Source organism: Pyxidicoccus sp. M6 (genome assembly GCF_055568925.1).
In genome coordinates, this window is sequence record NZ_CM145714.1 from 11,046,982 (window position 1) to 11,071,510 (window position 24,529).

A 24,529-nucleotide genomic window follows, 5' to 3' on the forward strand; every position below is an offset into this window, starting at 1 on the left:
GGCCAGCGCGACGAGGACCTTGGAATGGGTTCTCAGTAGCAGGTGCCCACCCCGCTGCAGCTGCAGTTGTTGCTCGCGAACGTGTAGTCGTCCGAGGCCGCCGAGAAGCTGCCGAGGCCGTAGTCGTGCTTGGCGCAGTCCTGCGTGTACGCCGTCGTGCCCACGCACGCGGGCGTGCTGGTGATGCCGCAACCCTGACCGCAGCGGCCCTTACAACCATTGCCCGAGCCGCCCGTGCAGCCACAGCCCCTGCCCGCCTGACGGTAGTAGCCGGAGCCGATGTACTGGTTGCCGCAGGTGCAGGAGATATGCGTCCAACCGCGCTCCGAGACGAACTCGTACGGCGTGAGGGCCTCACCGACGGGGACAATCTGCATGGTAACCGTTCACCGGCTCAGGCGGAGAGCGTGAGCTGATGTGCAGGCGTGGCGGGTAGGAGCGAAGGCCCGCCCAGGCCGCGGCGGTGCGCGGCGAGGGTATCGGTGAGGAAGGCGAGCACGTCACGGCCCTGTAGCTTGAGGGTGGTGGTGGCGGTGAAGATGCGTTCGACGAAGCGGCTGCCCGCCTCGCTCTGCGTGCCGAAGGACGTCTTCCTGTACATGACGGCGTGCCGGATGCAGCGCTCGCCAAAATTGTTGGTGGGCTCGAGGCCCGGCACATCGACAAACGTCCAGAGGCACTTCTCCCACCGGAGGATTTCCCGGGCCATGCCGGCGGTCTTCTTCTCTGCCCGCAGCACCGCCTTGCGCAGCAGCCGGCCGACTCTGCGTTCCACGCCGCGCATGCGCTTCTCGAAGTCCTCGCGCGCCAGGGTGCCGTCGCGCACGCGGTGGTACCACTTGAAGAAGCGGTTGCGCTCGCGCATGAGCTCGCGGCCAATCCGTCCGCCCCTTCCTCCTCTGTCGATGAAGCCCTGGAAGTCGCGTGTGAGGTGGGCCCAGCACAGTTGCCGCAGCCCCGCGTCCACCCACTCGTAGGCGCTCCACCTGTCGGTGGTGAGGAAGCCCGCGAAGTCCTCGCCGAGCAGTTGGAGGGCGACCTTGCCGCTGCGGTTCCTGGCGATGTGAAACACCACCACCAGCGCAGTGGCCACTACCCATAGCCAGGCGCGGCGGGCCCGGCCGCTCTCACGCCCTTCTGCGAACCCCGTCTCGTCAGCGTTGGCCGCCTCCGAGGACTGCACGTAGGCGAGGGCCTCGGCCGTCGGTGAGGCGAGCGCGTCGGCCATCTCGCCCTCCAGGTTGCTGACGCTGCCCACCGACAGCTCGACGCCCAGCATGTCCGACAGAGCATCCTTCACCAGTCGCTTGGAGAGGCGATACTTGCCCACCAGCAGCGAGGCGAGCGCGGCAAGCCTGTCACCGAAGACGCTGCGCGCGTGCGCGGGCACCTCGGCACGCGTCACCAGCCCGCAGTCCGAGCACGCCAGTGCATGGCAGCGGTACTCGGTAACAATGGCCGACAGGACTGGCACCTCTACTACCTGATGACGCCGGGGCACGCTGTCGCGTCCGTGCAGCCGGCCCTTGCAGCCCCGGCACTGGCTGGGCATCAACTCCACGACGTGCTGCACGTCCTCGGGCCCCAGCAGTGCGCGCTCGTGCTTCTTGTGGCCGGGCTGTCCACCGGGACGCCGGCCCGTGGGCTTCTTGGGCTGGCGCGGGGTGCCAGGTGCGTCCGAGGAGGGCGGTCTTGAGGAGTTGTTGGAGTTCTGGTTGAGCCGTGCCTCCAGCTCCGCCACGCGCGCCGTCAGCGCCTCCACCTTCGCCATCAGCCGGGCGATGACCTCATCGCGCGCGGCCACTTGCGCTTCCAGTTCCGCGATACGCGCGTCCTTGGGGTCCACCGCCGCCACGCACCACGGTGTCTCACGCGCGAGCGGCCACCGTCGAGCGCCCGCCTGCCCACCGTCCGATGCTCAGCAGGCCTACCAGTCGAGCATCGGTCGGTGAACGGTTACTCTGCATGAAGCTCGTCTGGCGCATCGCCGCGTCCTCGACGCGCGTGCGCTGGGCCTCGTCCACCGGCGCCACCTTGCCGAGGCCCTCCAACAACGGGCCCATCAGCGCGGACTGCGCCGCGTCGAGCGGAGCGCCGCTCGGATTGAAGCGGCCCACGCCCTGGTTGAAGTCGATGTGGAAGCCGATGACCGGCGCTCCGAAGTCGTACGTCACCTCGACGACCTTCGACTCCGTCTCCACCACCAGCATCCGCACCGACGCGCCGCCCGCGCCGTAGCGGGCCTCGAGCGTCGTCTCGTCATGCTGGAGCAGCGTGAAGCCTTCCGCCTCATCCTGTTGCCGTGGGTCCGCAGGCCCGTCCGAACAGCCCACCAGCGACATCGCCACGGCCACCGTGATTCCGCACAGCCAGAGCGCCTTCATTCCCGTTCTCGCTTCCGCGCGTCGGCTTCACGCACGAACGGGAAGAAGCTTGGAAGGCCAAACAGTAGACGTCAAACCGAAAACTTAGAAACTGAGGACAAGTCTGTTTTGACTCCGGGATGGGTCGGGCGAGACATGTCCAATGACAGACATGTCTCCCGACAGCAGAGGCCGCGGCCCGGGGGTTGGCGAGGGGGAATGAAACCTCCCCCGGGCCGCGGAGCCTCGGGGAGGCCTTAGTGGCGTCCCCCACCTCGCTCGCCGCGCTCGGGCAGGTCCACCGCGGTGCCGTCGAGCGTCGCGTCACCGCACTCGGGGCCGAACGTCAGCACGTGCGTCTCGCCGTCACTGGTGGCGCGCGTCAGCGTGCCGGACGTGGGCCACGGGCAGACGTCGCGCGACGGCCGGATGATGCCCGCGAGCGTGATGGTGGCCTGCGTGCCGTCGAGGGACTCCTCCGCGTAGGAGCCGTCGATGGTGCGCACCGGCGGCGTGTCGTCGGAGAACGCGACGGACAGAGAGCCGGTCAGGTGCACCTGGCTCACCACCGCGCCGGAGGCGTCCGTCTTCGTGCGCGTCACGTCCGCCTGCGTGGCCTTCGTGCGCGGCGGCGAGCCCAGCGTCAGCTCCGCCGTGGAGGACGTGGTGCCCTGCGACGTGGAGACGTCACCGGCGGAGTTGGTGCGGGAGATGTTGAAGGTGACGGTCTGCTCCTGCGTCACCGCGCCCTCGCAGTTCTCCGGCGCCGTGTACGTGGTGGTGATGTCCACCGTGCCCGAGGAAGGCCCGCCGTGTCCGCCCGGCGCGCCGCCGTCAGCAGAGGCCGCGTCCGTGGAGTGGGCGCGCACCGTGCCGTCCCCCGGAGGCGCACCGCCACCGCCACCACCGCGTCCGCCACCACCGCCGTGTCCGCCGCCGGGCCGCGAGGGCGCGGCGCACTCGGTCCACTCGAGGTGCACGGTGGCCGGCAGACTCTGGCCGCAGACATCCACATAGGTGATGTCCGGGCTGTCGTCACAGTGGAAGCCCTCCACCGAGTGCGGCCGGAGCTTGTCCAGCCCGCGCAGGAGGCTGGACACCTCCACCGCGTCACTCGAATCCGAGGCGGCCTCGACGGCCTGGGAGACTTCCGACGTGGTCTCGTCCGCCGTCTTGTCGGAGCTGCAACCCACCGTCATCGCACCCGCGGCGAGTGCGAGTGCTCCCAGCCACTGACTGCCCCTGTTCCTGCGCATCATTCGTGCTCCTTGGTGTTCCGGTGCCCGGCCCACTGCGCCCATGGGACGAGAGGATTTATTTTCGTGTTCCCGGCACTCGGTGCTTCCGTGCTTGCAGGACGCGCCGCGCGCGCCGATACACTGGCGCCTTGACCGTGAACGACGAGCTGCGCGCACTCATCACCGAGGCCCAGGACGGCAGCGTTCGCGCCTTCGAGCTCCTCATCGCTTCGCACATGCCGCAGATACGCCGCTTCGCGCGCGCCTTCGCCGCATCGGAGGCGGACGTGGACGACCTGGCGCAGGAAGCGCTGGTGAAGGTCTACAAGAGCCTGCGCTCGTTCCGCTTCCAGTCCGCCTTCAAGACGTGGCTCTACTCCGTGGTGCGCAACGTCTTCTTCGACGCCGCACGCAGCCGCGCCGGCCGGGAGCGCGCCATGGAGGAGCCGCTGGAGGTGGAGCATGTCCGCGCCCCATCCGGCGCCGTACCCGCCGACGAGGGCATTGCCCGCGCGGAGGAGAAGGAGCGGCTGTGGCGCGCGCTGCGGGCACTGCCCGCGGAGTTCCGCACGGCGGTGGTGCTCTTCGACGTCGAGGGGTACAGCTATGAAGAGGTGGCCGCCATCGAAGGAGTGCCGGTGGGCACCGTGAAGTCGCGCCTGTCCCGGGGCCGGACGCAGCTCCGCACCCTGCTGGCGGGCGGGCAGGCCCCCGGAACCCCGGGTGGGGGTGGGTCGGTGGGAACATTCCCGGGCGATGTTTCGTCCCAAGGACCGAGGAGCGGTAAATGAGTGAGCCCGAAGACACCGAGGACCGCGCGCTGCGCGAGCGCCTGGGAGCACTGCGGGACGATTCGCCCTCGCCCGACTTCCAGTCCGCGCTCCACCGGCGGCTGGTGGAGGCCGGGCCTCCGGACCCCGCTCCCGGGTGGGACTGGGTGCGCTGGCAGTTCCGGCACCGGGCTCCCATCCTCTGGCCGTCCGTGGGTGTGGCGGCCGGTGTCGCCGCGTTCCTGGTGCTGGGGGCCATGTCGAAGCCCCCTGCCCCGCCCACCGTGGCCGAGGCGGCGCAACCCCTCGCGGTGCCGGGCACGCAGGTGCCCGTGAGCAAGGTGGCGGTCATCAAGCTGGACTTCACGGCGGACGTGGCCGTGGAGCAGGCGGACTTCCAGGTGAGCCTGCCGGAGGGGCTCTCGTTCTGGGCGGACGGAGAGGAACTGCCGCTGCGCTCCTTCCAGTGGACCCAAGCACTCAGTGCGGGTAGCAACGTCATCCCCATCGCGGTGCGCGGGCAGCGGCCGGGCCGCTACCTCGTGACGGCCGAGGCACGTGCCGGCGGCCAGCGCATCGAGCACGACGTGGTGCTGGAGGTGACGGACGGATGAACAGGGACCTTCCAGCGCGCGCCCTCGTGGTGCTCGTGCTGCTCGTGGCGGGTGCCGCGGGAGCGCAGCAGCAGGCCGCTCCCCCGCCCGCGACACCGCCGCCGTCCACGGGGACGGGCGCGGTGCGGCCTCCCGAGGCTCCGGCGAAGACGCCCGCCCCTCCGGCCCCCGCGCCCGAGTCGGGGGCACGCGTGCGCAGCTCGCACACGGTGGATGTCATTGCTCCTGGTGAGAAGGTGGACACCATCTTCGGCCGCATGCGCATGGAGCGCCCGGCGCCGCCGCCGCGCGAGGATGCGGTCCGTCCTCCACCGGGTGCGGACTCTCGCGAGAAGCCGTCCGGCTCGGAGAGGGAACGGGAGAGAGCCGGTGGCGGGCCGCCCCAGTCGGGCGGGGACGGGCGCTCACGGCATTCGTCTCCTCGGACGGATGGCGCGCCGCCGCCGTCTTCCTCACAGCCCCTGCCTCCGCCGCCGAACCAGCCGCGACCATGACGGTCGTCCCAGCGCTTGCGCTCGTGGCCCTGGTGGCCACGGCAGATCCGCTTGCTCCGGAGCAACAGGCGCTCGCCCATGGCGAGCTCGCGAAGACGCCTCGCGTGGCCATGGCAGGAGACGTCTCTGCCCGCTCGACGGACGCCCATGACGAACCCGCGGACGCGGAGGACCTGCTGGCCTCCGCACAGGAGACCTTCGCTCGCGGCGACTACGCACGAGCAGAGCAGCTCGCCCAGGAAGCAGCCCGCCCGCCCCGGCTCGGTGCCGCCCTCTATCTCGTGGGCCTCTCCCGCTTCCGCGCGGGCCGTTCCGCCGAGGCGCTGGAGGCGCTCGACGCGGCGGGGCGCGCGGAGGACGCACCGGAGCCGGCCCTGTGGAACTTCAACAGGGGCGCCTGTCTCTACGCGCTCGGCCGCTTCGAGGAAGCCGAGCAGGCCTTCGCCAACGCCGCCTCGGACGCGACGCTCGCCCGGGTCGCCTGGCTGAACGCCGGCTTCGCCGCGCTCGACGCGGGCGCCCCCGAGCGCGCCACGACGTGGGCAGACCGCGCGGCCTCAGGCGCCTCGGAGAACGAAGCCCTCCAGATAGAGGAGCTGCGCGCCCTCATCGCCCAGGCCACGGGACAGCCCGTGAGCAGCAGCGACGTCTCATATCGCCAAGGCCTCGCGGCCTTCGACGCGGGACGTTTCGACGAGGCACGCGCGCACTTCCTCCAGGCCGCGGAACAGGACCCGAGCTCGGGCCGGGCCCGGCTCATGGCCGGAGCCTCCGCCTGGCGCACGGGCGACCGTGCCGTCGCGCGTGAGGACATCACCGCGGCGCTGTCCCTCACCCTCGACGCGATGGACCGGCGCACCGCGCACCAGTACCTCGACCGGCTCTCCTTCGGCCTGCGCGCGAGCGGCCCTGGCTCGCGGCTGTACGCCACGGTGGCTGGCGGCTTCGACGGCAACGTGCTGCAGGTCGGCGTGGCGCCGCGCGACGTGTCCGGGGCGAGCTCCGAGGTGGAGACCGCGAGCCCCTTCGGGGAAGCCAGCGTGGGGCTCGCGGCCCGGCTCCGGCTCTCGGACTCGCTCTTCGGTTACCTCTCTTACAGCGGGAGCCAGCGCATCTACACGCTCGAGTCCGTGCGCGACTACTCGCTGCAACTGCATCGCGCGGCGGCCACCTTCGAGTGGGAGGCCGCCCGCCACCTGCGCGTGGGCCTCTCCGGAGGAGGCGACCTGTTCTTCACCGGCCTGGCCGACTTCCGCGGGCTGCAGGGCTCGGTGAATGGCTGGGGCTGGCTCGCGGTGGACGAGAGCGAGCTCACCAGCACCCGGGTGGACGTGACCTTCGCGCGCAAGTCCGGCCTCGCCAGCGAGTTCGACTACCTCACCGGCCCGCGCTTCGATGCGACGCTGTCCCAGGAATTGCGGCTGAAGTCGCGGAGCGTGACGGCGTGGTACCGCTACCGCGAGGACCGCATCGGCACGTTGGTGCAGGAGACCACCGCCGACACCACGGGCGCCTCGCGGGAGTACGTCATCCCCTTCGGCTGGGCGGGACATGCCGTGGGCGCCTCCGCACGCGGCGTGTTCGGCCCGGTGTTCGACGCGAGCCTCGACGCCGAGCTGGAGCGGCGCAACTACCTGGACGAGAGCTTCCTGCGCGTCACCTCGCTGGATGGAACCGAGCGGGACTGGAACCTGAAGCGACGCCGCGACTGGCGCTTTACCCTGGGCACCGCAGTGAGCGCGCGGCTGTCGCGCTGGCTGCAAGCCACCGCGCGCTACGAGCTGCTCGTGAATCGCTCCAACGTGGACACGCGCCTGGAGGACGAGCCCGGCACGTGCACGGCGCCGGACTACCTCTGCCATGTCTACGACTACACGAATGGCAATTACGAGAAGCACGTGCTGATGCTCGAGCTGGGCGCCTCGTGGTGAGCAGGCGCGCGGTGGTGCTGAGGGGACGAAATGTCCTCGGGCTTTGTTCCCGGGCGGGATTCGTTGAGAAGCCGAAACTGCCCTCGCCCGTTCACTGCAATCCCGGGTGGCCGGAGGGGGGCTCCTGGTAACGATGTGGCCGAGAGGAGCAATCGACCTTGGCCCCATCCGACGATGACTCCGCCCCGAAGCCGCTGCTTCCCAGGCTCTCCCGCCGCGCCTTCTTCACCGGCGCGGGTGCCTCTGCGCTGAGCACCACGCTGGTGCAGACGGTGGCGCAGGCCGCCACCCAGGCCGCGCCACCCGTCCTCGGGCCCGAGCCGTCCACCCTCCAGCTCGACATCAACGGCCGCACCGTCATCGTGCAGGCCGACCCCGGCACCACGCTGGCCGAGTTGCTGCGCAACCAGCTCGGCATGACGGGGACGAAAGTCGGCTGTGACCGTGGTGCCTGCTCGGCGTGCACGGTGTGGCTCGACGGCGAGGTGGCCGCGAGCTGCATGACGCTCGCCTTCGATGCGCGGGGTAGGAAGGTCACCACCATCGAGGGCCTTGCGCGCGGGGACGAGCTGCATCCGGTGCAGCGCGCCTTCGTGGAGAACGACGCGCTCCAGTGCGGCTTCTGCACGCCCGGCATGGTGATGAGCTGCGCCGCGCTGGTGGAGCGCAACCCGAAGTGCACGCTCGACGACGTGAAGCAGGCGGTCAGCGGCCACCTGTGCCGGTGCGGCACCTATCCCAACGTCTTCAAGGCCACCCTCGCCGCGGCCCAGGTGAGCGGCAAGGGCAAGGGGAAGAGCTGATGCAGGACGTCAAGGACACCAGCGGAACGCAGGGCACCGCGAAGCCCTCCGACGGCCAGAAGACGCAGGCGGGAGGCCCCCAGAAGCCGCCGCCTCCCAACCCGGGTCCTTCGAGGGAGCAGGCGATGCAGTACGGCATCGTCGGCGCCGGCCTGAAGGAGGTCACCCGGAGGGTGCCGCTCGACGAGCCGCCTCCGCTGCCGGAGAACGCGAAGCTCAAGTCCATCGGCAAGCCCATCTCCCGCCTGGACGGCATCGAGAAGGTGACGGGCCGCGCCCGCTACACCTTCGACGTCCAGCTTGCGGGCATGCTCTGGGGCCAGCGCGTCCTCTCACCGCTGCCGCATGCGCGCATCAAGTCCATCGACACCTCGGCGGCCGAGCGCTACCCGGGCGTGCGTGCCATCCACATCCTGGAGCGCGTCCTCTCCACCGCGAAGCTGAGGGACCCGAAGGCGGAAGCGGGCAACCGCTACCCCACCGTGCGCTACGCGGGCCAGCCGATTGCCGCGGTGGCGGCGGACTCGCCCCGCGCCGCCGAGGCCGCGGCCCGCCTCATCAAGGTGGAGTACGAGCCGCTCCCGCACGTGACGGACATCGAAGCGGCGATGAAGGAGGACGCGCCCCGCGTCTTCCCCGGCCCCACCGAGCAGCCGGCCACCGCGGGAGGCGGAGGCGCGCCGCCGGGCCTGCCGCAGAAGGGCAACGTGCGCGGCCCGGACACGAAGCCACGCGGCATGGGCCCCCGCGGAGACGTGGCGAAGGGCTTGAGCGAGTCCGACGTGGTGATTGAAGCGGAGTACCGCACCCAGGTGCAGACGCACGTGCCCATGGAGCCGCACGGGCTCGTCGCGGACTGGAAGGACGACATGCTGACCCTGTACGCGTCCACCCAGTGGCTGGGCAGCGTGCGGGACGAGGCGGCCGAGCTCTTCGAGCTTCCGAAGAACAGGGTGCGCGTCATCAGCGACTTCACCGGCGGCGGCTTCGGCGCGAAGTACGGCATCGGCAACTACGGCCTGCTCGCCATCCACCTGTCGCGCAAGGCGCGGGCACCGGTGCGGATGATTCTGGACCGCCGCGAGGAGCACGTGTCCGGCGGCAACCGCCCCAACAGCATCCAGCGCCTCAAGCTGGGCGCGAAGAAGGACGGCTCCCTCGTCGCGCTCCAGGTGCAGGCCTACGGGAGTGGCGGCGTGGCCGGAGGCGCGGGCGTGGGCTTCGCCCACTCCACGCTCTATGCGTGCCCCAACGTGCATGTGGAGCAGTACGACGTCTTCACCAACGCCGGCCCCTGCGCCGCCTTCCGCGCGCCCGGCCAGGTGCAGGGCATCTTCGCCCTGGAGCAGACCATCGACGAATTGGCCGAGCGCCTCGGCATGGATGCACTGGCTCTGCGCGCGAAGATTGACGTCTCCGGCACGGACGACTCGCTGGCCCGCGCGCACGAGCGCAAGGTCGGCGCGGAGAAGGTTGGCTGGAGCAAGCGGCGGCCGGCGGGCTCGGACAAGGGGCCCATCAAGCGGGGCATGGGCATGGCCCAGTCGCAGTGGGTCTACCTCGTCCACCGGAACACCTCGTGCGAGGTGCGCGTGTCGGGGGACGGCTCCGTCGAGGCCTTCAGCGCCACGCAGGACATCGGCACCGGGACACGCACCATCCTCGCGCAGGTGGTGGCTGAGGAGTTCGGCCTCAAGCCCGAGGACATCGCCGCGTACGTGGGGGACTCGCGCTACCCGCAGGGGCCCGCGTCCGGCGGCAGCCGCGTCACCAGCTCGCTGACGCCCGCCGCGCGCAACGCCGCCCACCGCTGTGCCCGCGAGCTGGCCGCGCGCATCGCTCCCCTGTTCGAGGCGAACGCGGACGACATCGTCTTCGCGGACGGGAAGGTCTCCGTGAAGGGCAAGCCGTCCGCCTCGATGCCCTTCCGCGAGGCGGTGAAGAAGTCCGGCGTGCGCGAATTGTCCCACCGAGCCGACCGCCGCGACGACTACGAGGGCTACGCGATGGCCACTCCGGACATGAGCATCAGCCGGCACGGCATCGGCGGCGTGCAGTTCGCCGAGGTGGAGGTCGACACGGAGACGGGCATCGTCAAGGTGGAGCGCGTCGTCGCGGTGCACGACTGTGGGCGCCCCATCAACCCCAAGCTCACAGAGAGCCAGATCTACGGCGGCGTGATTCAGGGCGTCAGCTACGCGCTCTACGAGGAGCGTCACCTGGACCAGGCGAGCGGCCACCAGCTCAACGCCAACGTGGACCAATACAAGATTGTCGGCTCGCGCGAGGTGCCGCGAATCGAGGTCATCGTCCTGGAGCAGCTCGGCGCGCAGTCCTCCACGGATGCGCGTGGCGTGGCCGAGCCCGCCAACGTGGCGACAGCCGCGGCGGTGGCCAATGCCTTCTACAACGCGACGGGCAAGCGCATCCGCACGCTGCCGATGACGCCCGCCAACGTGCTCGCCGCGCTGCGGGCCTGAGACGGATTCGGAGGACGCATGCAGAGCTTCGAGTGGGTGGACGCGGAATCCGTGGAGCAGGCCGTCTCCCTGCTGGGGGAGTCGAACGAGCGCCAGCCCGTCATGGCGAAGGCCGGCGGCATGGACCTGCTGGACTTGATGAAGAATGGCGTCGTCCAGCCGCACCGGGTGGTGAACCTCAAGAGCATCCGGGGCCTGGATGGCGTGCGCTACGACGCGAAGCAGGGCCTGGAGCTCGGCGCGCTGGTGACGTTGGCGCGGCTGTCGCGCGAGCCCGAGGTGCGCGGCCGTTTCGTGGCGCTCGCGGACGCGGCCGAGCACGCGGCCACGCCCCAGGTGCGCAACGCCGCCACCATCGGCGGCAACCTCCTCCAGCGGCCCCGCTGCTGGTACTTCCGCAATGACTTCTTCCACCAGGCCGGAGGCGACGGCGTCGAGCGGGTGCGCGAGGGAGAGAACCAGTACCACGCCATCTTCGACAACCAGCGCACGGTGATGGTGCACGCCTCCACGCCGGCCACGGCGCTCGTGGCGTATGGCGCGTCGGTGGAGCTCACCGGCCCGGGAGGGAAGACGCGCACGGTGCCCGTGTCCGAGCTGCTGCTGCCTCCGGACATGAAGCGCCCGCGCGACACAATCATCGCGCCCAACGAGGTGCTGACGCGCGTGCGCATCCCCGCGCCCGCGGCGGGGACGAAGGCCGCGTACCACAAGCAGGGCGAGCGCGAGAGCTACGACTGGCCCATCTGCGACGTCGCGGTGGTGCTGCGCATGGACGGCAAGGTGGTGCGCGAGGCAGCCATCGCCATGGGCTGGGTGGCGCCCACGCCCCGGCGCGCGACGGAGGCGGAGAAGCTCCTCGTGGGGAAGCCGCTGGACGAGGCGCTCGCGCGGCAGGCGGCGAAGGCGGCGGTGAGTGGCGCGACGCCGCTGTCGAAGAACGCGTACAAGGTCCCCGTCCTGGAAGCGGTGGTCCGCAGGACGGTGCTCGCCGCGGTGAAGGCCTGAGGAGCGCGCGCATGGACTCCAGCGGAGAGCAGAAGCCACCCACCGTCTGCCGGCGCCTGCGCTCCAAGGGCACGCCGGGCGTCCGGTATGACGCGTCCGTGGACTGGGACACCGGCTACGTGTCGACGGCGACGTTCTGGTGTGTCGGCACGGGCGAGAGCGTGGGGCCGGATGACGACCTCGTGCATCCGCACGCCTGCGGCGCGGCGCGCGCGTGCTTCCGCGAGCCCGAGGCCGATTCCGAGGGAAGTCGCATCCTGGAGTGAGCCGGAGCGGTGGTTCGGCGATTCCCCTTCGGCCGGGAGCTGCGTCCCGACCGAAGGCAGCACGCCGGGCACTTCTTTGCCCGGCGTGCCCCCCACGCCTTCAGCGGCTACAACTTCGCGGGCCGAGTCGCGCCGGGCCTTCCTCCGCCCGGCGCGTCCCGCCCGTTGTCAGCGCTTCGAGCCCGTCGTCCCCTGCGCGCGAGGACGCCGCATCGCGAGGCCGAGCGCCGCGAGCAGCATGACCGCCGCTCCCGGCACGGAGCCCTCCGGACCCGACGAGCAGCCCCAGCCCGGAGCCGACATCGCCCCGGTGACGCTCGCCTCATCCACCGCGCCGGACTCGGAGGTGGTCTTGCCCTGCAGGCTCCCGGGGATGTTCCGCACCCGCACCGTCACCGACGACGGGGCGCTCACATTCACACCGTCGGAGACGCGGAGCTGGAAGGTGAGGTCCGTGTCCTTCGTCACCGACGGCGCGCGGAAGTAGGGCCGCGTCGACTTCGAATTGGCGAGCACCACCGCCGGCCCCGCCGTCTGCGTCCACGCGTAGGTCAGCGTGGCGCCCTCGGGGTCCGTGCCGCTGCCGCTGAGCTGGACGACGGCGCCCTCGAGAGCCGTCTGAGCGGAGCCCGCGTTCGCCACCGGCGCCTGGTTGACGTTGGTGCACTGGCCGCGGTGGGCGACCAGCGTCGTGAAGGGAGTGTTCGCCAGGCCCTCGAACTGGAGGTCGTCCACGTCCAGGCCCCGCGCGCCGACGCTCACGTCCGTGCCGACGCGGAAGCGGATGCGCACCGTCTTCCCGGCGTACGCGGTGCCGAGGTCCGCGACGCCCTGGATGAACTCGGGGTACCCCTCGCTCTGGCCGCTGTAGGCCATCCGGTTCTCGATGGGGTTCCCACCGTCCGGCAGGACGAACCCGTTGTAGGAGGGCGTCACGAACTGGCCGATGTCCGTCCAGGTCAGTCCGTCATCCTCGCTCAGCTCGATGACGGCGCCGTCGTAGTCCTGCTCCAGGTCGTAGCGGTGCTGGAACGTGAAGCGGAACGGCCCCGACGACGCCACCTGCAACGGCGGCGAGACGAGGAGCGTGTCCGAGTTGGTGCTGTTGTCCGGTCCGTGGAAGTACCAGTCCATGTCCCCCGCGTCATGCTGGCGCGTCCACGGGAAGGCGCCCGGATACTGCTGCTCCAGGCGCCACGAGTGGTTGACCGCGTCCACCGTCTCCACGATGCCCGTGCCCGGCGCCTCGTCCGTGTTCACCCGCAGCGTCACGGACCGCGTCTGCACCCCAGGGGTGGTCTGCTCCACGTCCCGGTAGGTCATCGTCAGGGTGATGACGCCCGGAGTGGCCGGGCCGGAGAGCCGGACCGGCGCCTCCACGGTGACGACCTGGAACGGGTCGGTGGGCGGCACCTGCACCGTCGCCCCCAGCGGGAAGCTGACGTTCGGAGCGTTGGTGGTGAGCGTCACGCTCGTCTGCGTCAGCCGCGCGACGCCGCTGTTGCGCAGCGACATGCGCAGGAGCACCGTCTCGCCCGTGTCGAGCGTCCCGTCGTCGTCGCACGACATCCCCGTCCCCTTCTGCTCGACCACCTCCACGCCGGTCATCAACACGTCCTTGCCGGTCTCGAAGCTCTCCACCAGGCCGACATGGTCCGCGGAGTCACGCGGGGGCGCGATGGCGCGCGTCCCGGCGCCGCGCTTGGCGAAGGCGTTCGCGAAGAGGACGAAGTCCGCCCGGTCATTGACATACGCCGCGGCGAGCAGCGCGTCGCGCGCCTCGAGGAAGGTGGGGGCGTTGGGGGTGAGCTTCATCGACGCGACGAGGTAGTCCTTCATCCGCTGCTGGGCCTCGGCGAAGGTGAGGCGCTGCTTGTCCCGCAGCAGCGCCGTGTAGCACTCCCACAGCGTCACCGACCACCACTCGCCCGAGTTGTGGACCTCCGAGTTGCTCAGCCCGGAGCGGCCGAAGTTCACCGGGATGTCGTCGGGCAGCCGGACGCCATTCTGCGTGTAGCGCAGCGTGAGCGGGTTCTTCGTCAGGTCGGTGGTGTACGGGTAGCGCCGTCCGCCCCAGTAGTAGCCCTGGTTCTCACCGCCGCTGTTGACGTACGAGCCACGCGCGTAGACGCCATTGAAGTTCGCGTTGGAGGGCACCTGGTCATCGCCCTCGCGGGCCACCATCAACAGGCCCGAGAAGTCGCCCCAGCCCTCGCCCATGCTGCGGCCCTGGTTGTTCGTCAGGCCGAGGGCGTCGCCGATGAGGCGGTTGGACATGTAGTGCATCCACTCGTGGGCGATGATGGTGTTGTCGAGCGTGCCGTCGCGGTCCGTCCCCTGCCGCCGGAGCGCCACGCTCTGGGGGAGCTGGATGCGGAACGAGGCGCCCAGGCCCTGGTCCACCGAGACGACGGGGATGGTGACGGAGGGCGCCCGGCCGAGCACGGGGAAGAACGTGTCTCCCTCGAACTGGGGGATGAGGACGAGCCCCACGGCGCCGGCGGCCTGCACGCGCTCGGCCTTGGTGGGGAAGTCGCAGCCCTGCGCGTCCACGAGGGCAATCTTCCCGGCCAGCGCCGCGGCGTTCGTCAGCGGCTCGCACGCATCCGTCACGGTGCCGCCCGGGACCGCCACGCTGTCCTCGGCGAAGGCGACAGCGGCGGTGACGTCATACTGCTGGAGCCCGAAGGCGGAGACGCCCACCACCCAGTTCCCCGCGAAGGGGTGCTCCGGCGACACCTCCAGGGTGCGGAACCCGCGCGTGTCATAGACGAACATCTGCATGCGGGGCCGCGTACCGTCCGGAGGCGTGGACATGTTCGCGTTGTTGCGGCCGACATAGTCCTGGCCCTCGGCGCGGAGGTAGTCCCCCTCCAGGCCGCCGCGACCGTAGTTGTGGGTCTGCGCGTTGCCCGCGGCCTCGTCGAAGCCGGAGTCGTAGTACCAGTCGTGCAGGAAGTTGGTGACGAAGAAGATTTGAGCCACCGAGCTCATCTGCTGCGCGTCCGAGACGCTCGGCGCGAGCCCCAGGTCATAGCCGTCGCCGAAGATGCCCCCCGCGCCGAGGCTGCCGCGCAGGTCTCCCGGGCCGAAGCCGCTGGGCGAGACGAGGTCGACATACGCGTCCACGTTGTTGCCCGTCGTCTCCAAGGCGCCCTCGGGAAGCCACGGGTCATTGCGGCTGTAGGGCGAGTTCTGCAGCGTGATGAGGTTGGGCGAGACGAAGGGCGCCTGGTAGCCGTCCGGCAGGCCCGTGGGGTGCGGCGTGGCCGCGTTGCCCTGCGGGCCGTCGTAGGGGATGTACGGGCTCTGCGTGTCGGCCCACACGCGGTAGGTGTAGCTCTGGTGGGAGGACAGGTCGTGCCGGAAGAGCACCTGGCCATCCGCCGCGGAGATGACGTAGGCGTACATGTCACCGTCCGTCCCGTTGGCGGGCGTGGTGTCGAGCTCCACGTACCAGGCGGGCACCAGCGCGTCGGGCAGCGGGAAGAAGACCTGCTTCACGCGCGCGGGCGAGGAGAACACGACGAGCCGCGGGCCCGGGGTGAGCGCGTAGTGGGTGTAGGGGCCCTGGGCACGCCCCGTGAGCGACAGGCTCACCGCGGGCAGCGGGTCCCCGTGCAAATCCCTCCACGCGCGCGCGATGGCCTCGCGCGGCTCCAGCGTGAAGGCCGGGGCGGCCTTCTCCAGCCGGGGATTGGAGGCCACCGGGCTCAGATAGCCAGACATGGCGACGAGCTGGCTGTCCGAGTCCATCAGCACCTTCAGCGACTGGCGGAAGACCTCGATGCCATTCACCTCCTGCCCGAAGGTGACGATGCTCGCGCCATTGCGCGCGCGGTGGACGCCCCGCACGGGGATGTGCGGCGCGTCGGTACGGCTCAGCCGGTACAGCTCGGCCTGCTCACCCAGGTACTCTCGCGCCGCCTGCTCGGGCGGCACCGGCTGGGAGCGCTTCAGGCCGGGCTGCGCGGGACGCGCCCCCCAGACGAAGGTGGGAACGCCCAGCCGGGACTCCTCGTGGGCGACCTCCACGCCCTTCGCCCGCTCACGGGCGCTCGGCTCGCTCCCGGACGGCTGGACGCGAGCGAAGGCGTCCACCGTGGGAAGCTCCCGGGCGGCATGGGCGGGTCGTGCCACTGCCGCCACGATGACTGTTGTAGCTACCAGAAGACTGCGAATCACTTTGTACGCTCCCGTTTCCAGAGTCCGGCCCCCTCGACTCCAAGAGAAACGGCGCAATGCAAGCTCATGTCGCAATCAAACTGCAAATTTCACTAGCTTCATGGCTTGTATGTCCCCTTCCACGTCCCTCCACGTCCTCGCCAAGATGGAGGCAGCCCCCGGCTGATTCCCGGACCGAAGGCGCGCCCGAGGTCTCCTGGAGGCCCGGTCGAGCTCGGAGAGGTCCTGCGGACGGATGAATGCTGGTCGCGGGAGGCAGGGTGAATCGACACCCGCCTGGACGGGGCCAAGGACAGATGAGCGGAGCGCATATGATGGGCAGCGGCCGTCCTGCGCCACCGTTCCGCCCATGCCCAACCCTCCAGCCCGACCCCGCATCTTCATCAGCCACTCCACCAAGGAGCCGGTGGGGAAGGAGTACCGGGACGCGCTGGTGCAACGGCTGGAGGCCGCCGGGTACCCGGTGCTGCTGGACGAGGACATCGAGCTGAACCAGGACTGGCGCCCGCTGCTCAACGCCTGGATTGGTGGATGCGACGCGGCGGTGCTGTTGCTCTCCGAGGCGGCACTGGCCTCACGTCACGTGGCGTACGAGGCCAGCCTCCTCGCCTACCGGCATCGGAGCGAGCAGGGGCGGTTCCAGCTCATCTCCGTCATCATCCCCCCTGTCACCGCGGAGCGTGTCGAGGCGAGCGCACTCGGGCCCTCCGGTGTCGCCGAGATTCAGGCCGTCCGCCAGAACGTCCCTCGGGACGAAGCCATCCAGCAGGTCATGGACTACCTGGACCAGCACGTCCGCTCTCCTGACTCTCCAGCGGAACGAAATGCCCAGCGGCTGTCATGGCTGCTCCGCAATGTGGACCCGAAGGACCTGGCTCTCGCGGCCAGGGAGGTCGCGGGAAGACTGGGACCCTGGACGCCCGGGCTGGAGCTGCCCATGAAGGTCGCCCTTGCCCTCATGGAAGCGGGCCTGGAGCGGGCACCCAAGGGGGTCCGATTCTTTCGCAAGCAATTGCCACCTCCCACGGACCTCGATGAGGCCGTGACACTCATCGCCACCTCATGGGTGGACTGCCGCTCCACCGCCGAGATTCCCGCGGTCGTGAAGCGCGGCGGGCTGCTGGCCTTGAATGGTGAAAAAGGTGAAACGGCCTGGCTGTATGTGGTGGGGGCCTGTCCCATCCGTCCCAGCGACGCGTGGAAGGTGGCGAAGGTGGACGGGGTCATGGACAGCAAGGGCATCGAGAACCTGAAGGAGCGCATCCGAGAGGCGCTGGCCTACGAGCTCAAGGCAGCGTCTCCGGCGCCCGAAGAGGTACAGGAAGCCGTTCGCGTCTATACGGATGAAAACGAGCCTGTCTTCGTGGCTCTGCCGTTCCATGGACTGGACCTGCCCGCCATCCAGGAACTCCGAAACGCGTTCCCCGGCGTCACCTTCTTCTTCCTGACCGGAAGCGCCGTCGTGCACGAGGAACTGGCGCGGAAGGCGAACATCGAACTCCTCCAGCCCACACTCGAGCCGGGAACCGAACAACCCTTCTGGAAACTCTTCCACCAGAAGAGCAGGTACCTGAAGGCCTCCTGAGGATTCCGCCCCATGTCCGAGACCCCTTTGCTCCGCTATCGCAAGGTGTTCGACCCTCCTCGCAAGGTCGAGCCGCCGCCGGTGCTCTCAGCGGAAGCGGGAGACCAGCGCCGGAACGTGGCCTACGTCTATGGCGACGAACGAATCGTCCTCGCCGTGAACGTGGCCCTGGCCACGCAGCGTCCACTCCTCGTTCGCGGCCCATCAGGGACGGGCAAGAGCTCCCTGGCCCGCAGCGTGGCGGACTTCCTGGGCTGGCGCTACTACGAGTACGTCGTCACCTCCCGCACCCAGGCCCGGGACCTGCTGTGGCAGGTGGACCTGCTCCGCCGGCTCCATGACGCCCAGGCTCCCAGGCACAGGCTCGGAGCCGACTACGCCCCGTATGTCGTCCCGGGTGTCCTGTGGTGGGCCTTCGACGAGGAAGCCGCCAGGACGCAGCGGCTGCTCGGCATGCGCGGACAGGGCACGGCGCGGAGCAACGACCCGAACCTGGGCAGCTCGCACCCGCGTGCCGTCGTGCTCATCGACGAAATCGACAAAGCGGACCCGGACACGCCCAACAACCTCCTCGTGCCCCTCGGCTCCCTCCAGTTCCAGGTCGAGGAGACGGGACAGCTCGTCAAGACGGCGGCCGCGCGCGCACCGCTGCTCATCATCACCACCAATGATGAGCGCGAGCTTCCGCAGGCCTTCTTGCGCCGGTGTGTCGAGCTCAAGCTCGAGTACCCCGGACGTGAGTGGTTGCTCGACATCGGCCGGGCTCAGCTCCCGGGGCTCGCCGAGGGGCTGCGCACCGCAGTGGCGGACGCCCTACTGGGGCCCGCTGGAAGCAAGCCGACGGTGAGCGCCGCCGAGTACGTCGACGCCCTCCGGGGGTGCCGGGAGCTGGAGATTGGAGCCGGCACCCCGGAGTTCGAGAAGCTGCTTGAGTCCACCATCTGGAAGCACGGACGGAAGGGGCCCGGCAAGTGAGCCGCGACGCCTCGTCCAACCTGGGGGACCTGGCGCGCGCCTTCGCCCGGCTGCGTCCGGAAGACGAGGCAACGCGCAAGGCCATCGCTGCCCTTCTCCTGCGTCCCGGTGATGAGGCTTCACACGTCGAGGAGTCCAAGCCTCCACTCCCGCCTCCGCCTCCAGGTCCGCCCGGGAACATCCCGGTTCCGCCTCCCGTGCGAGCCCACCCACCGAGCCCCCAGCCGGGGCCGGACGGAATCCCCATTCCCCTGACCATCAAGTCGACGCGGAACCCGAGCCCCACCCTGCCCGACTGGCTTGCCACGGCACCACCTCTTCCTCCCGAACCCCCGCTAGAAGTCACGATGGAAGCACCCGCGCCGCTGCTCGACCCGCTCCGCTCCCGAGCCATCCTGGGAGGTCTCGCGGCGGCTCCGGGAGAGGGTCCCATCGACATCGACGGCATCCTGAGCTCCGTCGCGCGCGGGCAGGCGCTGCTCCGTCTGCCGTACCGCCGCGTTCCCACGCTCGCGCGAGGCGTGCAACTGCTGGTCGACCGCAGTGATGCCATGCTGCCCTTCCATCTCGACCTGGCGGGACTGGAGCGCGAGCTCGGCAACCTCGCTGGAGGCGCCCTGGAGGTGTTGCACTTCGTGGCCTGCCCTTCACGCGGGTGTGGGCAAGGTATCCGGCGCCGGTGGAAGTCCTATGGCCCCGAGCGGGTGCCACGCCTGGGCGCACGCATCCTGTGCGTGACGGACCTGGGCCTCGGGATTCCGCCTCCTGGAGAAGCTCCCGCCCACCCGGAGGAGTGGATTGCCTTCGCTGAACAGCTTCGCCGGGCGGGGTGCTCGGTGGGGGCGCTCGTCCCCTACCCTCCGGAGCGATGGCCTCCCGCCGTGACGCGGGTAATGGACCTCTTCCACTGGGACCGCAGCCTGACGGTGGCCCGGGCCGTACACGGCGTCCTCCAGAGGGGGTGAGGCCTTGGCCTTGGGCACGCTCGCAACCGCACGCAGGCTCGTCGAGGAGGTCTCACGGGAACAGCCCCAGGCCTTCGAGCTGGCCTGCCTGGCTTCGTTCGCGGTCCGCGTCGATCCTCATCTCTTGAGGCGGCTGCGACTCGCGTTGATGCCGGGTACCTCTCCCGCGCTCGAAGCAGACGTCTGGCTCGGCGACCTCGTGGCATTCCGGAGCCCGCAGGGAATCGTCTTCGAGAAGAGGGTGGGTGCCCTGCTGCGTGAGCGGCTCGCGGCCAGGGGGACCGAGCGCTACGAGCAGGTCTGGAGGATGACCGAGGAGGCGCATCGCTGGCTCTCGCCGGTGCTGCGCGTCGAGGAGGAGCTCAACTACCTCCAGTTCTGCCGCGCGCCGGATGCGCATGAGCGCACCCGCACCCTGCTGCGCTCGGCGCTCGCCGCGCTCGTGCGGAATCCGGAGTCCGGATTGGGCCACTGGGCCGCTGGCGTCAGTGAACGACTGCCGCCCGAGCTGCGGTACCTGGAGGAGGCCCAGGGTCTAGCGGACGCGGCCAGGCTGAGCCTTGGAGAGGGATTGACGCTTCCCGCTCCGCCCTCAGGGGGAATGCCTGAATGGCTGGGGCCGATGGCGCGGGAGAAGATGAAGCGCGTCCGGCTCGAGGTGAAGTTGTTCACCGGATACGTGGAGCTCGGCCCCGAGAGCCGGACGACAGGGCCCGGCATCGAGGTGCCAAGGACCGAGCCCCTGGTCGTCGATGTCGAGGTACTGACGGAGAAGCCTCCGGCTCCCCGGCGGGTCTTCATCAGCTCCTCGCTGAGCACGACCGCCCCAGTGCATGCGGAGATGGTCCAGACCCTCCGCTCCGCGCACCACGAGGTATTGGGGGTAGATACACTCAAACTCGCGTCCCTGCAGTCCGCGTTGGAGGAGGAGATCCGCCAGAGCGATGCCGCAATCGTGCTCATCTCGGGGGGATTTCTCGAAAGCAATTGGAGCGCCCTGGAAGTCCAAGCCCTCCTCGAGAAGCTGCGCAGAGAGGGCAACCGCTTCACCCTGCTTCCCGTGTATCTGGGCTCGGCGACCCCGGAACTCCTCGCTCGATTCTGGCCGGATGCCAAGGCGCTCGTTTCCATCCAGGGCATCTACGCGTCCCATACCGGCCGAGACAACCTCTCCAAATCAATCCTCGAAGCCCTGGAGAGGCCGTCGGAGACGGTCCGGTCGTGGCGCCGGTTGGAGCTTCACCCCTCGAGACCGGAGCGGATTGCACTTCAAAGAGGGCGTGTCCGCCTGCGCACGCTGCTCGGTGACGAGCACACCATCGAACCTCTGGAAACCGGTGCGCTTCTCCGGATTCCTCCACCCGACCCCGTGTTCTTTGGCTACAAGCGAGAGCTGGAGATTGCGATGGAAGCCGTTCAGAAGAGCGCTTCCATCCTCCTCATTCACGGGCCTTCCGGTGCAGGCAAGACGGAGTTCGTTCGCCGAATCGCTGCCGCCTCGGCAGCCGACTTCCCTGATGGGACGTTCTACGTGGAGAGGCGCGAGGGCGCGCCCCCATTCAGCGCGCGAGCAGTGGCCCGCGATGTCCTCGACGCACTGAATGTGGAAACAGGCAATGACCCGCGTGGTGCGCTCGCGCGTTATCGCGAGCTGACTGCTGAACGCAAGCTCATGCTGGTCATCGATGGCTTCACAGACCCATCCGCTGAGCACAACCTTCCTGCCGCGGAGCTGGAAGCCCTGGCTCCGGGGCCCGGCTCGCGGCTGGTCCTCACCTCGCGTCAGCAGAACTCCTTCATGGACTTTTCCGACCGCGTTTTCCTCCAGGTCATCGATGTCGCGCTGAAGGGGCTCCACCCAGGAGCGGCCACGACACTCCTGCGTACGGTCGCGCCCCAGGTTGGCGACGAGGCCGGGAGGCTCGCGCAGGCGTGCGGCTATCTCCCAGGCCCGCTTCGTCGGGTCGCGGAGGAACTCACCCGGCGGGGACCCGACGTTTCCATCTCCAACTACGCCTCGCTCCTCGAACGTGCCCGCGTGCTCTCGGTGTTTCCAGAGAGCTTCGATATGGAGGCGGCACGTGCGGTACTCAGCGCACAGGAAGCGGACCTGAGTAAGAAGGTACTGATGCCCGTACGCCCTGAGAGGCAGGAGTCCCTATTGGTGGAGATGGTGCACCTCGGGCTCTTGCAGCCCTCAACGGCCGTCGGGCGGTTCACGCTGTGGCAGCCCGTCCGGCAGGTAACAGAGGCCGACCCCGAACTGTCCGACTCGCTGAATGCAACGCTATCGCATTCAAACTACTTCGATACTCTCCTCGAGAAGCTCAATCGGCAGTACCGGGAGGGAGGCTCCGCACGCGCGGATGCCATTGAAGCTTTCGACCGCGAATGGCCTAATTTCGAAAAGGCTTTTTCGCTCGCAACCAGCCGCGTCGCATTGGCTGACTGGGACTCAATCGGCACGGAGCCCCTGGTAAGGCTCCGGAGACCGCCCTCCGAGTACGAACTCAGGCAACGGCGCATCTTGGCAGAAATTACAAAGAGCCATCCTGGATATGCACTCCACATGCTGAGCCTCGCACTCGCGCTCGCTGACCTTGGAAAACATGATGAAGCCCTGTTGACCCTTCGCACGGCCCTGGAGACCGCGAACTCAACGACTGGCGCCACATTGACAATCATCGAGATACGTTCCGAGCTCGCGAGGATGCATGTCGACATGGAAAGCCGGGAGGAGGCCCGCATGGTCTCAGCCCCCCTGCTTTCCAATCAGCGCTCACTGACTCGCTATCAACGCGCTCTTGTCCAACATGTCTCTGCATGGATTGAGGCCGAGGATGGCGTGAATACCGCCAGACAGGAGTACCAGGTAGCCCGAAGGCTTGCGCAAAGTGCAGCCGATGTGCGCCTCGAAGTCGATGCGCTCCTCGGCATCGCAAATGTCGAGATGTCGCGTGGCTCGCTGGGTGAGGCCGAAGCGCGATACATCGAAGCCCTGGAGTTCGCCGAAGCCTTCCGCGACGAACGCGGCATTGCCCTCGCCTCCTGGGACCTCGGGCGGCTCCGTGCGCGTCAGGGAAATCTCAAGGCCGCCAGGGAGTTCATGCAGCGACTCGTGGACTATCGTCGTGCCATCGGACATGCCCAGGCCGAGCTGACGGCGCAGGAGATGGAACAACTCCTGCCCCCCGCGCCGCCTGACAGCATAGGCCCGCCACCGCGCACGACTTTGACCCCTTCCGGATGAAACGCCTGTTCCGCGCCTCCCGCCTCCTGGCACTGCTCGCCGTCCTGGCGGTCCTGAACCCCGCGGGCTGTCTGCTGCTGGTGGCGGTGTTCTTCGCGCCACCCTGGGCGCCCGCGCTGGTGAACCTGCTCAAGGGCATCCTGCGGGAGTACAGCCTCCTCCTGCTGCTGCCGGTCCTCGTGTCCGCGCTGCTCACCGCCTACGCGATTCCGTCCGGGAAGTGGGCATGGCTACGCTGGGGCTCGACAGCGGCCGTGCTGCTCCTCCTCTACGCCGCGCTGATGCCCGTCGTCTCCGCGTGGTGGCTGGCTCGGACCCACGACATCCCGCTCAGCCTCCGCGAGTACTTCCGTCCCCTCGTGGCACAGCGTCCCCTCCCGAGCCAGACGGTGCGCGTCGCCACCGTCGACGGTGTCGACCTGCAGGCCGACCTGTTCCTCCCCGAGGCCCCGGCCTCCGCCGCCCGGCCCGCGGTGCTCTATGTCCACGGAGGAGGCTGGAGCGCGGGAGAGCGCGCCTACGCCCGTGCGTGGGCCGGCTTCCTCACCTCACTGGGCTACCCGGTCATCAGCCTCGGCTATCGGCTCTTCCCACCCGCCACCGGCCTGAAGGCCCCTGGTGACATCCGGTGCGGCATCGCCTGGGTGAAGGCCCACGCTTCCGAATACGGCATCGACCCGGACCAGCTCGTCCTCTTCGGCGAGTCCGCGGGCGGACACCTCGCAACCCTCGTCGCCTACGCCTCGGGCGATGCGCGGTTCTCCTCCTCCTGCGACGCAGCGGACACGTCGGTGAAGGCGGTCATCAGCTTCTACGCCCCCAGCGACCTGGCCGCCCATGCCGGGCACCGCGCGGGCTCCCGACGCGTGCTGGAGGGCTTCACGGGCGTGCCCCTCGACGGCCACCAGGACCTGTACGCGCTGCTCTCCCCACTCACCCACGTGAGCCCGAAAGCCCCTCCCACGCTGCTCATCCACGGAGGAGCGGACACCGTGGTGCCGTCGCACGCGTCACAGGTGCTGTCCGCACGGCTCGCCCAGGACGGCGTGCCGCACCAGCTCTTCACGCTGCCTTACGCGGAGCACGCCTTCGACGTCTGGGACGGCGGCTTCGGCCGTCAGCTCGCCCGGGCCGAGGTGGGGCGGTTCCTCCAGCAGTACGTGCCCGTCGGAGTCCGCCCCGCCCCCTGAATCACGGCTCCACGGCGTGGACGCCGCCTTCCGCGTCCACGTCGAAGTGCAGAGAGCCCCGGTTGCTCCCCAATACGAAGACGACATAGCGCCCGCCGGGCTGGAGGGGCTTGGGCTCCTCCAGCACGGCGAAGCCCTGGAGCGTCTCGCCGTAGGTGAACTGACGGACGCTCGCGGTGTCGCCAAACGGCTCGGCACGCACCTGCCAGAACATCTGCCCCGCCCGGTCCATCACCTGCACCGTGTCATAGCGGGGACGGTCCTCGTGCTCCGGGTCCTCCACCACGAAGCTCGGGGACGGAAGCCGCTCGTTCCCGGACGCCAGTGCCACCTGGACTCTCGGGCGGCACGCGGCGAAGAACAGGAGGGTGAAGCCGAGCAGCAGCGTGGCGGCGCGTGACGACCTCATGGG

18 protein-coding genes and 1 pseudogene are annotated in these 24,529 nt (G+C 69.4%); 13 read left to right on the forward strand and 6 right to left on the reverse strand.

The window, feature by feature from the left end; translation table 11 throughout:
• Positions 1-32: 32 nt before the first annotated feature.
• From ACVTJA_RS43255 to ACVTJA_RS43270, 4 genes and pseudogenes are all read right to left on the reverse strand, one after another.
• A pseudogene (locus tag ACVTJA_RS43255) lies at positions 33-386 on the reverse strand (hypothetical protein); the annotation flags it as partial.
• Positions 387-394: 8 nt separating this feature from the next.
• Positions 395-1,855, reverse strand: a complete 1,461-nt coding sequence (gene tnpC, locus ACVTJA_RS43260; RefSeq protein ID WP_465826334.1) for an IS66 family transposase — start codon at positions 1,853-1,855, stop codon at positions 395-397.
• A 13-nt stretch (positions 1,856-1,868) separates the two neighbouring features.
• A complete protein-coding gene (locus ACVTJA_RS43265; RefSeq protein WP_465829499.1) occupies positions 1,869-2,384 on the reverse strand; it encodes a hypothetical protein in 516 nt (171 codons plus the stop codon).
• 236 nt (positions 2,385-2,620) lie between these two features.
• On the reverse strand, positions 2,621-3,622 hold the full coding sequence (locus ACVTJA_RS43270; RefSeq protein ID WP_465829501.1) for a hypothetical protein: 1,002 nt from the start codon (positions 3,620-3,622) through the stop codon (positions 2,621-2,623).
• A gap of 134 nt (positions 3,623-3,756) precedes the next feature.
• Between ACVTJA_RS43270 and ACVTJA_RS43275 the strand changes: the two genes are divergently transcribed.
• The 8 genes from ACVTJA_RS43275 to ACVTJA_RS43310 all read left to right on the forward strand — a co-directional run bounded on the left by ACVTJA_RS43275 (position 3,757) and on the right by ACVTJA_RS43310 (position 11,967).
• Positions 3,757-4,392 carry an RNA polymerase sigma factor gene (locus ACVTJA_RS43275; RefSeq protein ID WP_465829503.1) on the forward strand — a complete coding sequence of 212 codons (636 nt, stop codon included), beginning with the start codon at positions 3,757-3,759 and terminating at the stop codon, positions 4,390-4,392.
• Positions 4,389-4,985, forward strand: a complete 597-nt coding sequence (locus tag ACVTJA_RS43280; RefSeq protein WP_465829505.1) for a PH domain-containing protein — start codon at positions 4,389-4,391, stop codon at positions 4,983-4,985. Before ACVTJA_RS43275 ends, ACVTJA_RS43280 begins: the two co-directional genes overlap by 4 nt.
• Complete coding sequence (locus tag ACVTJA_RS43285) at positions 4,982-5,479, forward strand: hypothetical protein (protein ID WP_465829507.1); 498 nt, start codon at positions 4,982-4,984, stop codon at positions 5,477-5,479. The genes ACVTJA_RS43280 and ACVTJA_RS43285 overlap by 4 nt, the downstream gene beginning before the upstream one ends.
• Entirely contained in the window at positions 5,476-7,410 is a 1,935-nt protein-coding gene (locus ACVTJA_RS43290; RefSeq protein WP_465829508.1) for a tetratricopeptide repeat protein, read from the forward strand. The genes ACVTJA_RS43285 and ACVTJA_RS43290 overlap by 4 nt, the downstream gene beginning before the upstream one ends.
• Before the next feature lie 158 nt (positions 7,411-7,568).
• Positions 7,569-8,213 carry a (2Fe-2S)-binding protein gene (locus ACVTJA_RS43295; RefSeq protein WP_465829510.1) on the forward strand — a complete coding sequence of 215 codons (645 nt, stop codon included), beginning with the start codon at positions 7,569-7,571 and terminating at the stop codon, positions 8,211-8,213.
• Positions 8,213-10,693 (forward strand): xanthine dehydrogenase family protein molybdopterin-binding subunit, encoded by a 2,481-nt coding sequence (locus ACVTJA_RS43300; RefSeq protein ID WP_465829511.1) that lies wholly within the window; start codon positions 8,213-8,215, stop codon positions 10,691-10,693. The genes ACVTJA_RS43295 and ACVTJA_RS43300 overlap by 1 nt, the downstream gene beginning before the upstream one ends.
• 18 nt (positions 10,694-10,711) lie before the next feature.
• A complete protein-coding gene (locus tag ACVTJA_RS43305) occupies positions 10,712-11,701 on the forward strand; it encodes an FAD binding domain-containing protein (RefSeq protein ID WP_465829513.1) in 990 nt (329 codons plus the stop codon).
• An 11-nt stretch (positions 11,702-11,712) separates the two neighbouring features.
• Positions 11,713-11,967 carry a hypothetical protein gene (locus tag ACVTJA_RS43310; RefSeq protein ID WP_465829515.1) on the forward strand — a complete coding sequence of 85 codons (255 nt, stop codon included), beginning with the start codon at positions 11,713-11,715 and terminating at the stop codon, positions 11,965-11,967.
• A gap of 168 nt (positions 11,968-12,135) precedes the next feature.
• Here ACVTJA_RS43310 and ACVTJA_RS43315 read toward each other — a convergent pair whose 3' ends face one another.
• The gene (locus tag ACVTJA_RS43315) at positions 12,136-16,152 is read right to left on the reverse strand and encodes a myxosortase-dependent M36 family metallopeptidase (RefSeq protein ID WP_465829516.1); all 4,017 of its coding nucleotides are present in this window, start codon (positions 16,150-16,152) and stop codon (positions 12,136-12,138) included.
• Between the two features lie 349 nt (positions 16,153-16,501).
• Here ACVTJA_RS43315 and ACVTJA_RS43320 point away from each other — a divergent pair, with 349 nt between their 5' ends.
• The 5 genes from ACVTJA_RS43320 to ACVTJA_RS43340 all read left to right on the forward strand — a co-directional run bounded on the left by ACVTJA_RS43320 (position 16,502) and on the right by ACVTJA_RS43340 (position 24,117).
• Positions 16,502-17,737 carry a toll/interleukin-1 receptor domain-containing protein gene (locus tag ACVTJA_RS43320; protein WP_465829518.1) on the forward strand — a complete coding sequence of 412 codons (1,236 nt, stop codon included), beginning with the start codon at positions 16,502-16,504 and terminating at the stop codon, positions 17,735-17,737.
• A gap of 12 nt (positions 17,738-17,749) precedes the next feature.
• The gene (locus ACVTJA_RS43325; RefSeq protein ID WP_465829520.1) at positions 17,750-18,712 is read left to right on the forward strand and encodes an AAA family ATPase; all 963 of its coding nucleotides are present in this window, start codon (positions 17,750-17,752) and stop codon (positions 18,710-18,712) included.
• A 347-nt stretch (positions 18,713-19,059) separates the two neighbouring features.
• Entirely contained in the window at positions 19,060-19,677 is a 618-nt protein-coding gene (locus ACVTJA_RS43330) for a hypothetical protein (RefSeq protein WP_465829522.1), read from the forward strand.
• Between the two features lie 4 nt (positions 19,678-19,681).
• The gene (locus ACVTJA_RS43335; RefSeq protein ID WP_465829524.1) at positions 19,682-22,927 is read left to right on the forward strand and encodes a TIR domain-containing protein; all 3,246 of its coding nucleotides are present in this window, start codon (positions 19,682-19,684) and stop codon (positions 22,925-22,927) included.
• Positions 22,924-24,117, forward strand: a complete 1,194-nt coding sequence (locus tag ACVTJA_RS43340; protein WP_465829526.1) for an alpha/beta hydrolase fold domain-containing protein — start codon at positions 22,924-22,926, stop codon at positions 24,115-24,117. The genes ACVTJA_RS43335 and ACVTJA_RS43340 overlap by 4 nt, the downstream gene beginning before the upstream one ends.
• 1 nt (position 24,118) lies before the next feature.
• Here ACVTJA_RS43340 and ACVTJA_RS43345 read toward each other — a convergent pair whose 3' ends face one another.
• On the reverse strand, positions 24,119-24,526 hold the full coding sequence (locus tag ACVTJA_RS43345) for a hypothetical protein (RefSeq protein ID WP_465829527.1): 408 nt from the start codon (positions 24,524-24,526) through the stop codon (positions 24,119-24,121).
• Positions 24,527-24,529: the final 3 nt, after the last annotated feature.

What these genes read in the sequence shown, in the direction of transcription:
- ACVTJA_RS43305 (WP_465829513.1), top strand. Translation starts at nt 10,712, where the DNA reads ATGCAGAGCTTCGAGTGGGTGGACGCGGAATCCGTGGAGCAGGCCGTC.
- ACVTJA_RS43340 (WP_465829526.1), top strand. Translation starts at nt 22,924, where the DNA reads ATGAAACGCCTGTTCCGCGCCTCCCGCCTCCTGGCACTGCTCGCCGTC.
- ACVTJA_RS43270 (WP_465829501.1), bottom strand. Translation starts at nt 3,622, where the DNA reads ATGATGCGCAGGAACAGGGGCAGTCAGTGGCTGGGAGCACTCGCACTC.
- ACVTJA_RS43265 (WP_465829499.1), bottom strand. Translation starts at nt 2,384, where the DNA reads ATGAAGGCGCTCTGGCTGTGCGGAATCACGGTGGCCGTGGCGATGTCG.
- ACVTJA_RS43280 (WP_465829505.1), top strand. Translation starts at nt 4,389, where the DNA reads ATGAGTGAGCCCGAAGACACCGAGGACCGCGCGCTGCGCGAGCGCCTG.
- ACVTJA_RS43330 (WP_465829522.1), top strand. Translation starts at nt 19,060, where the DNA reads ATGGAAGCACCCGCGCCGCTGCTCGACCCGCTCCGCTCCCGAGCCATC.
- ACVTJA_RS43285 (WP_465829507.1), top strand. Translation starts at nt 4,982, where the DNA reads ATGAACAGGGACCTTCCAGCGCGCGCCCTCGTGGTGCTCGTGCTGCTC.
- ACVTJA_RS43300 (WP_465829511.1), top strand. Translation starts at nt 8,213, where the DNA reads ATGCAGGACGTCAAGGACACCAGCGGAACGCAGGGCACCGCGAAGCCC.
- ACVTJA_RS43290 (WP_465829508.1), top strand. Translation starts at nt 5,476, where the DNA reads ATGACGGTCGTCCCAGCGCTTGCGCTCGTGGCCCTGGTGGCCACGGCA.
- ACVTJA_RS43345 (WP_465829527.1), bottom strand. Translation starts at nt 24,526, where the DNA reads ATGAGGTCGTCACGCGCCGCCACGCTGCTGCTCGGCTTCACCCTCCTG.
- ACVTJA_RS43310 (WP_465829515.1), top strand. Translation starts at nt 11,713, where the DNA reads ATGGACTCCAGCGGAGAGCAGAAGCCACCCACCGTCTGCCGGCGCCTG.
- ACVTJA_RS43320 (WP_465829518.1), top strand. Translation starts at nt 16,502, where the DNA reads ATGCCCAACCCTCCAGCCCGACCCCGCATCTTCATCAGCCACTCCACC.
- ACVTJA_RS43325 (WP_465829520.1), top strand. Translation starts at nt 17,750, where the DNA reads ATGTCCGAGACCCCTTTGCTCCGCTATCGCAAGGTGTTCGACCCTCCT.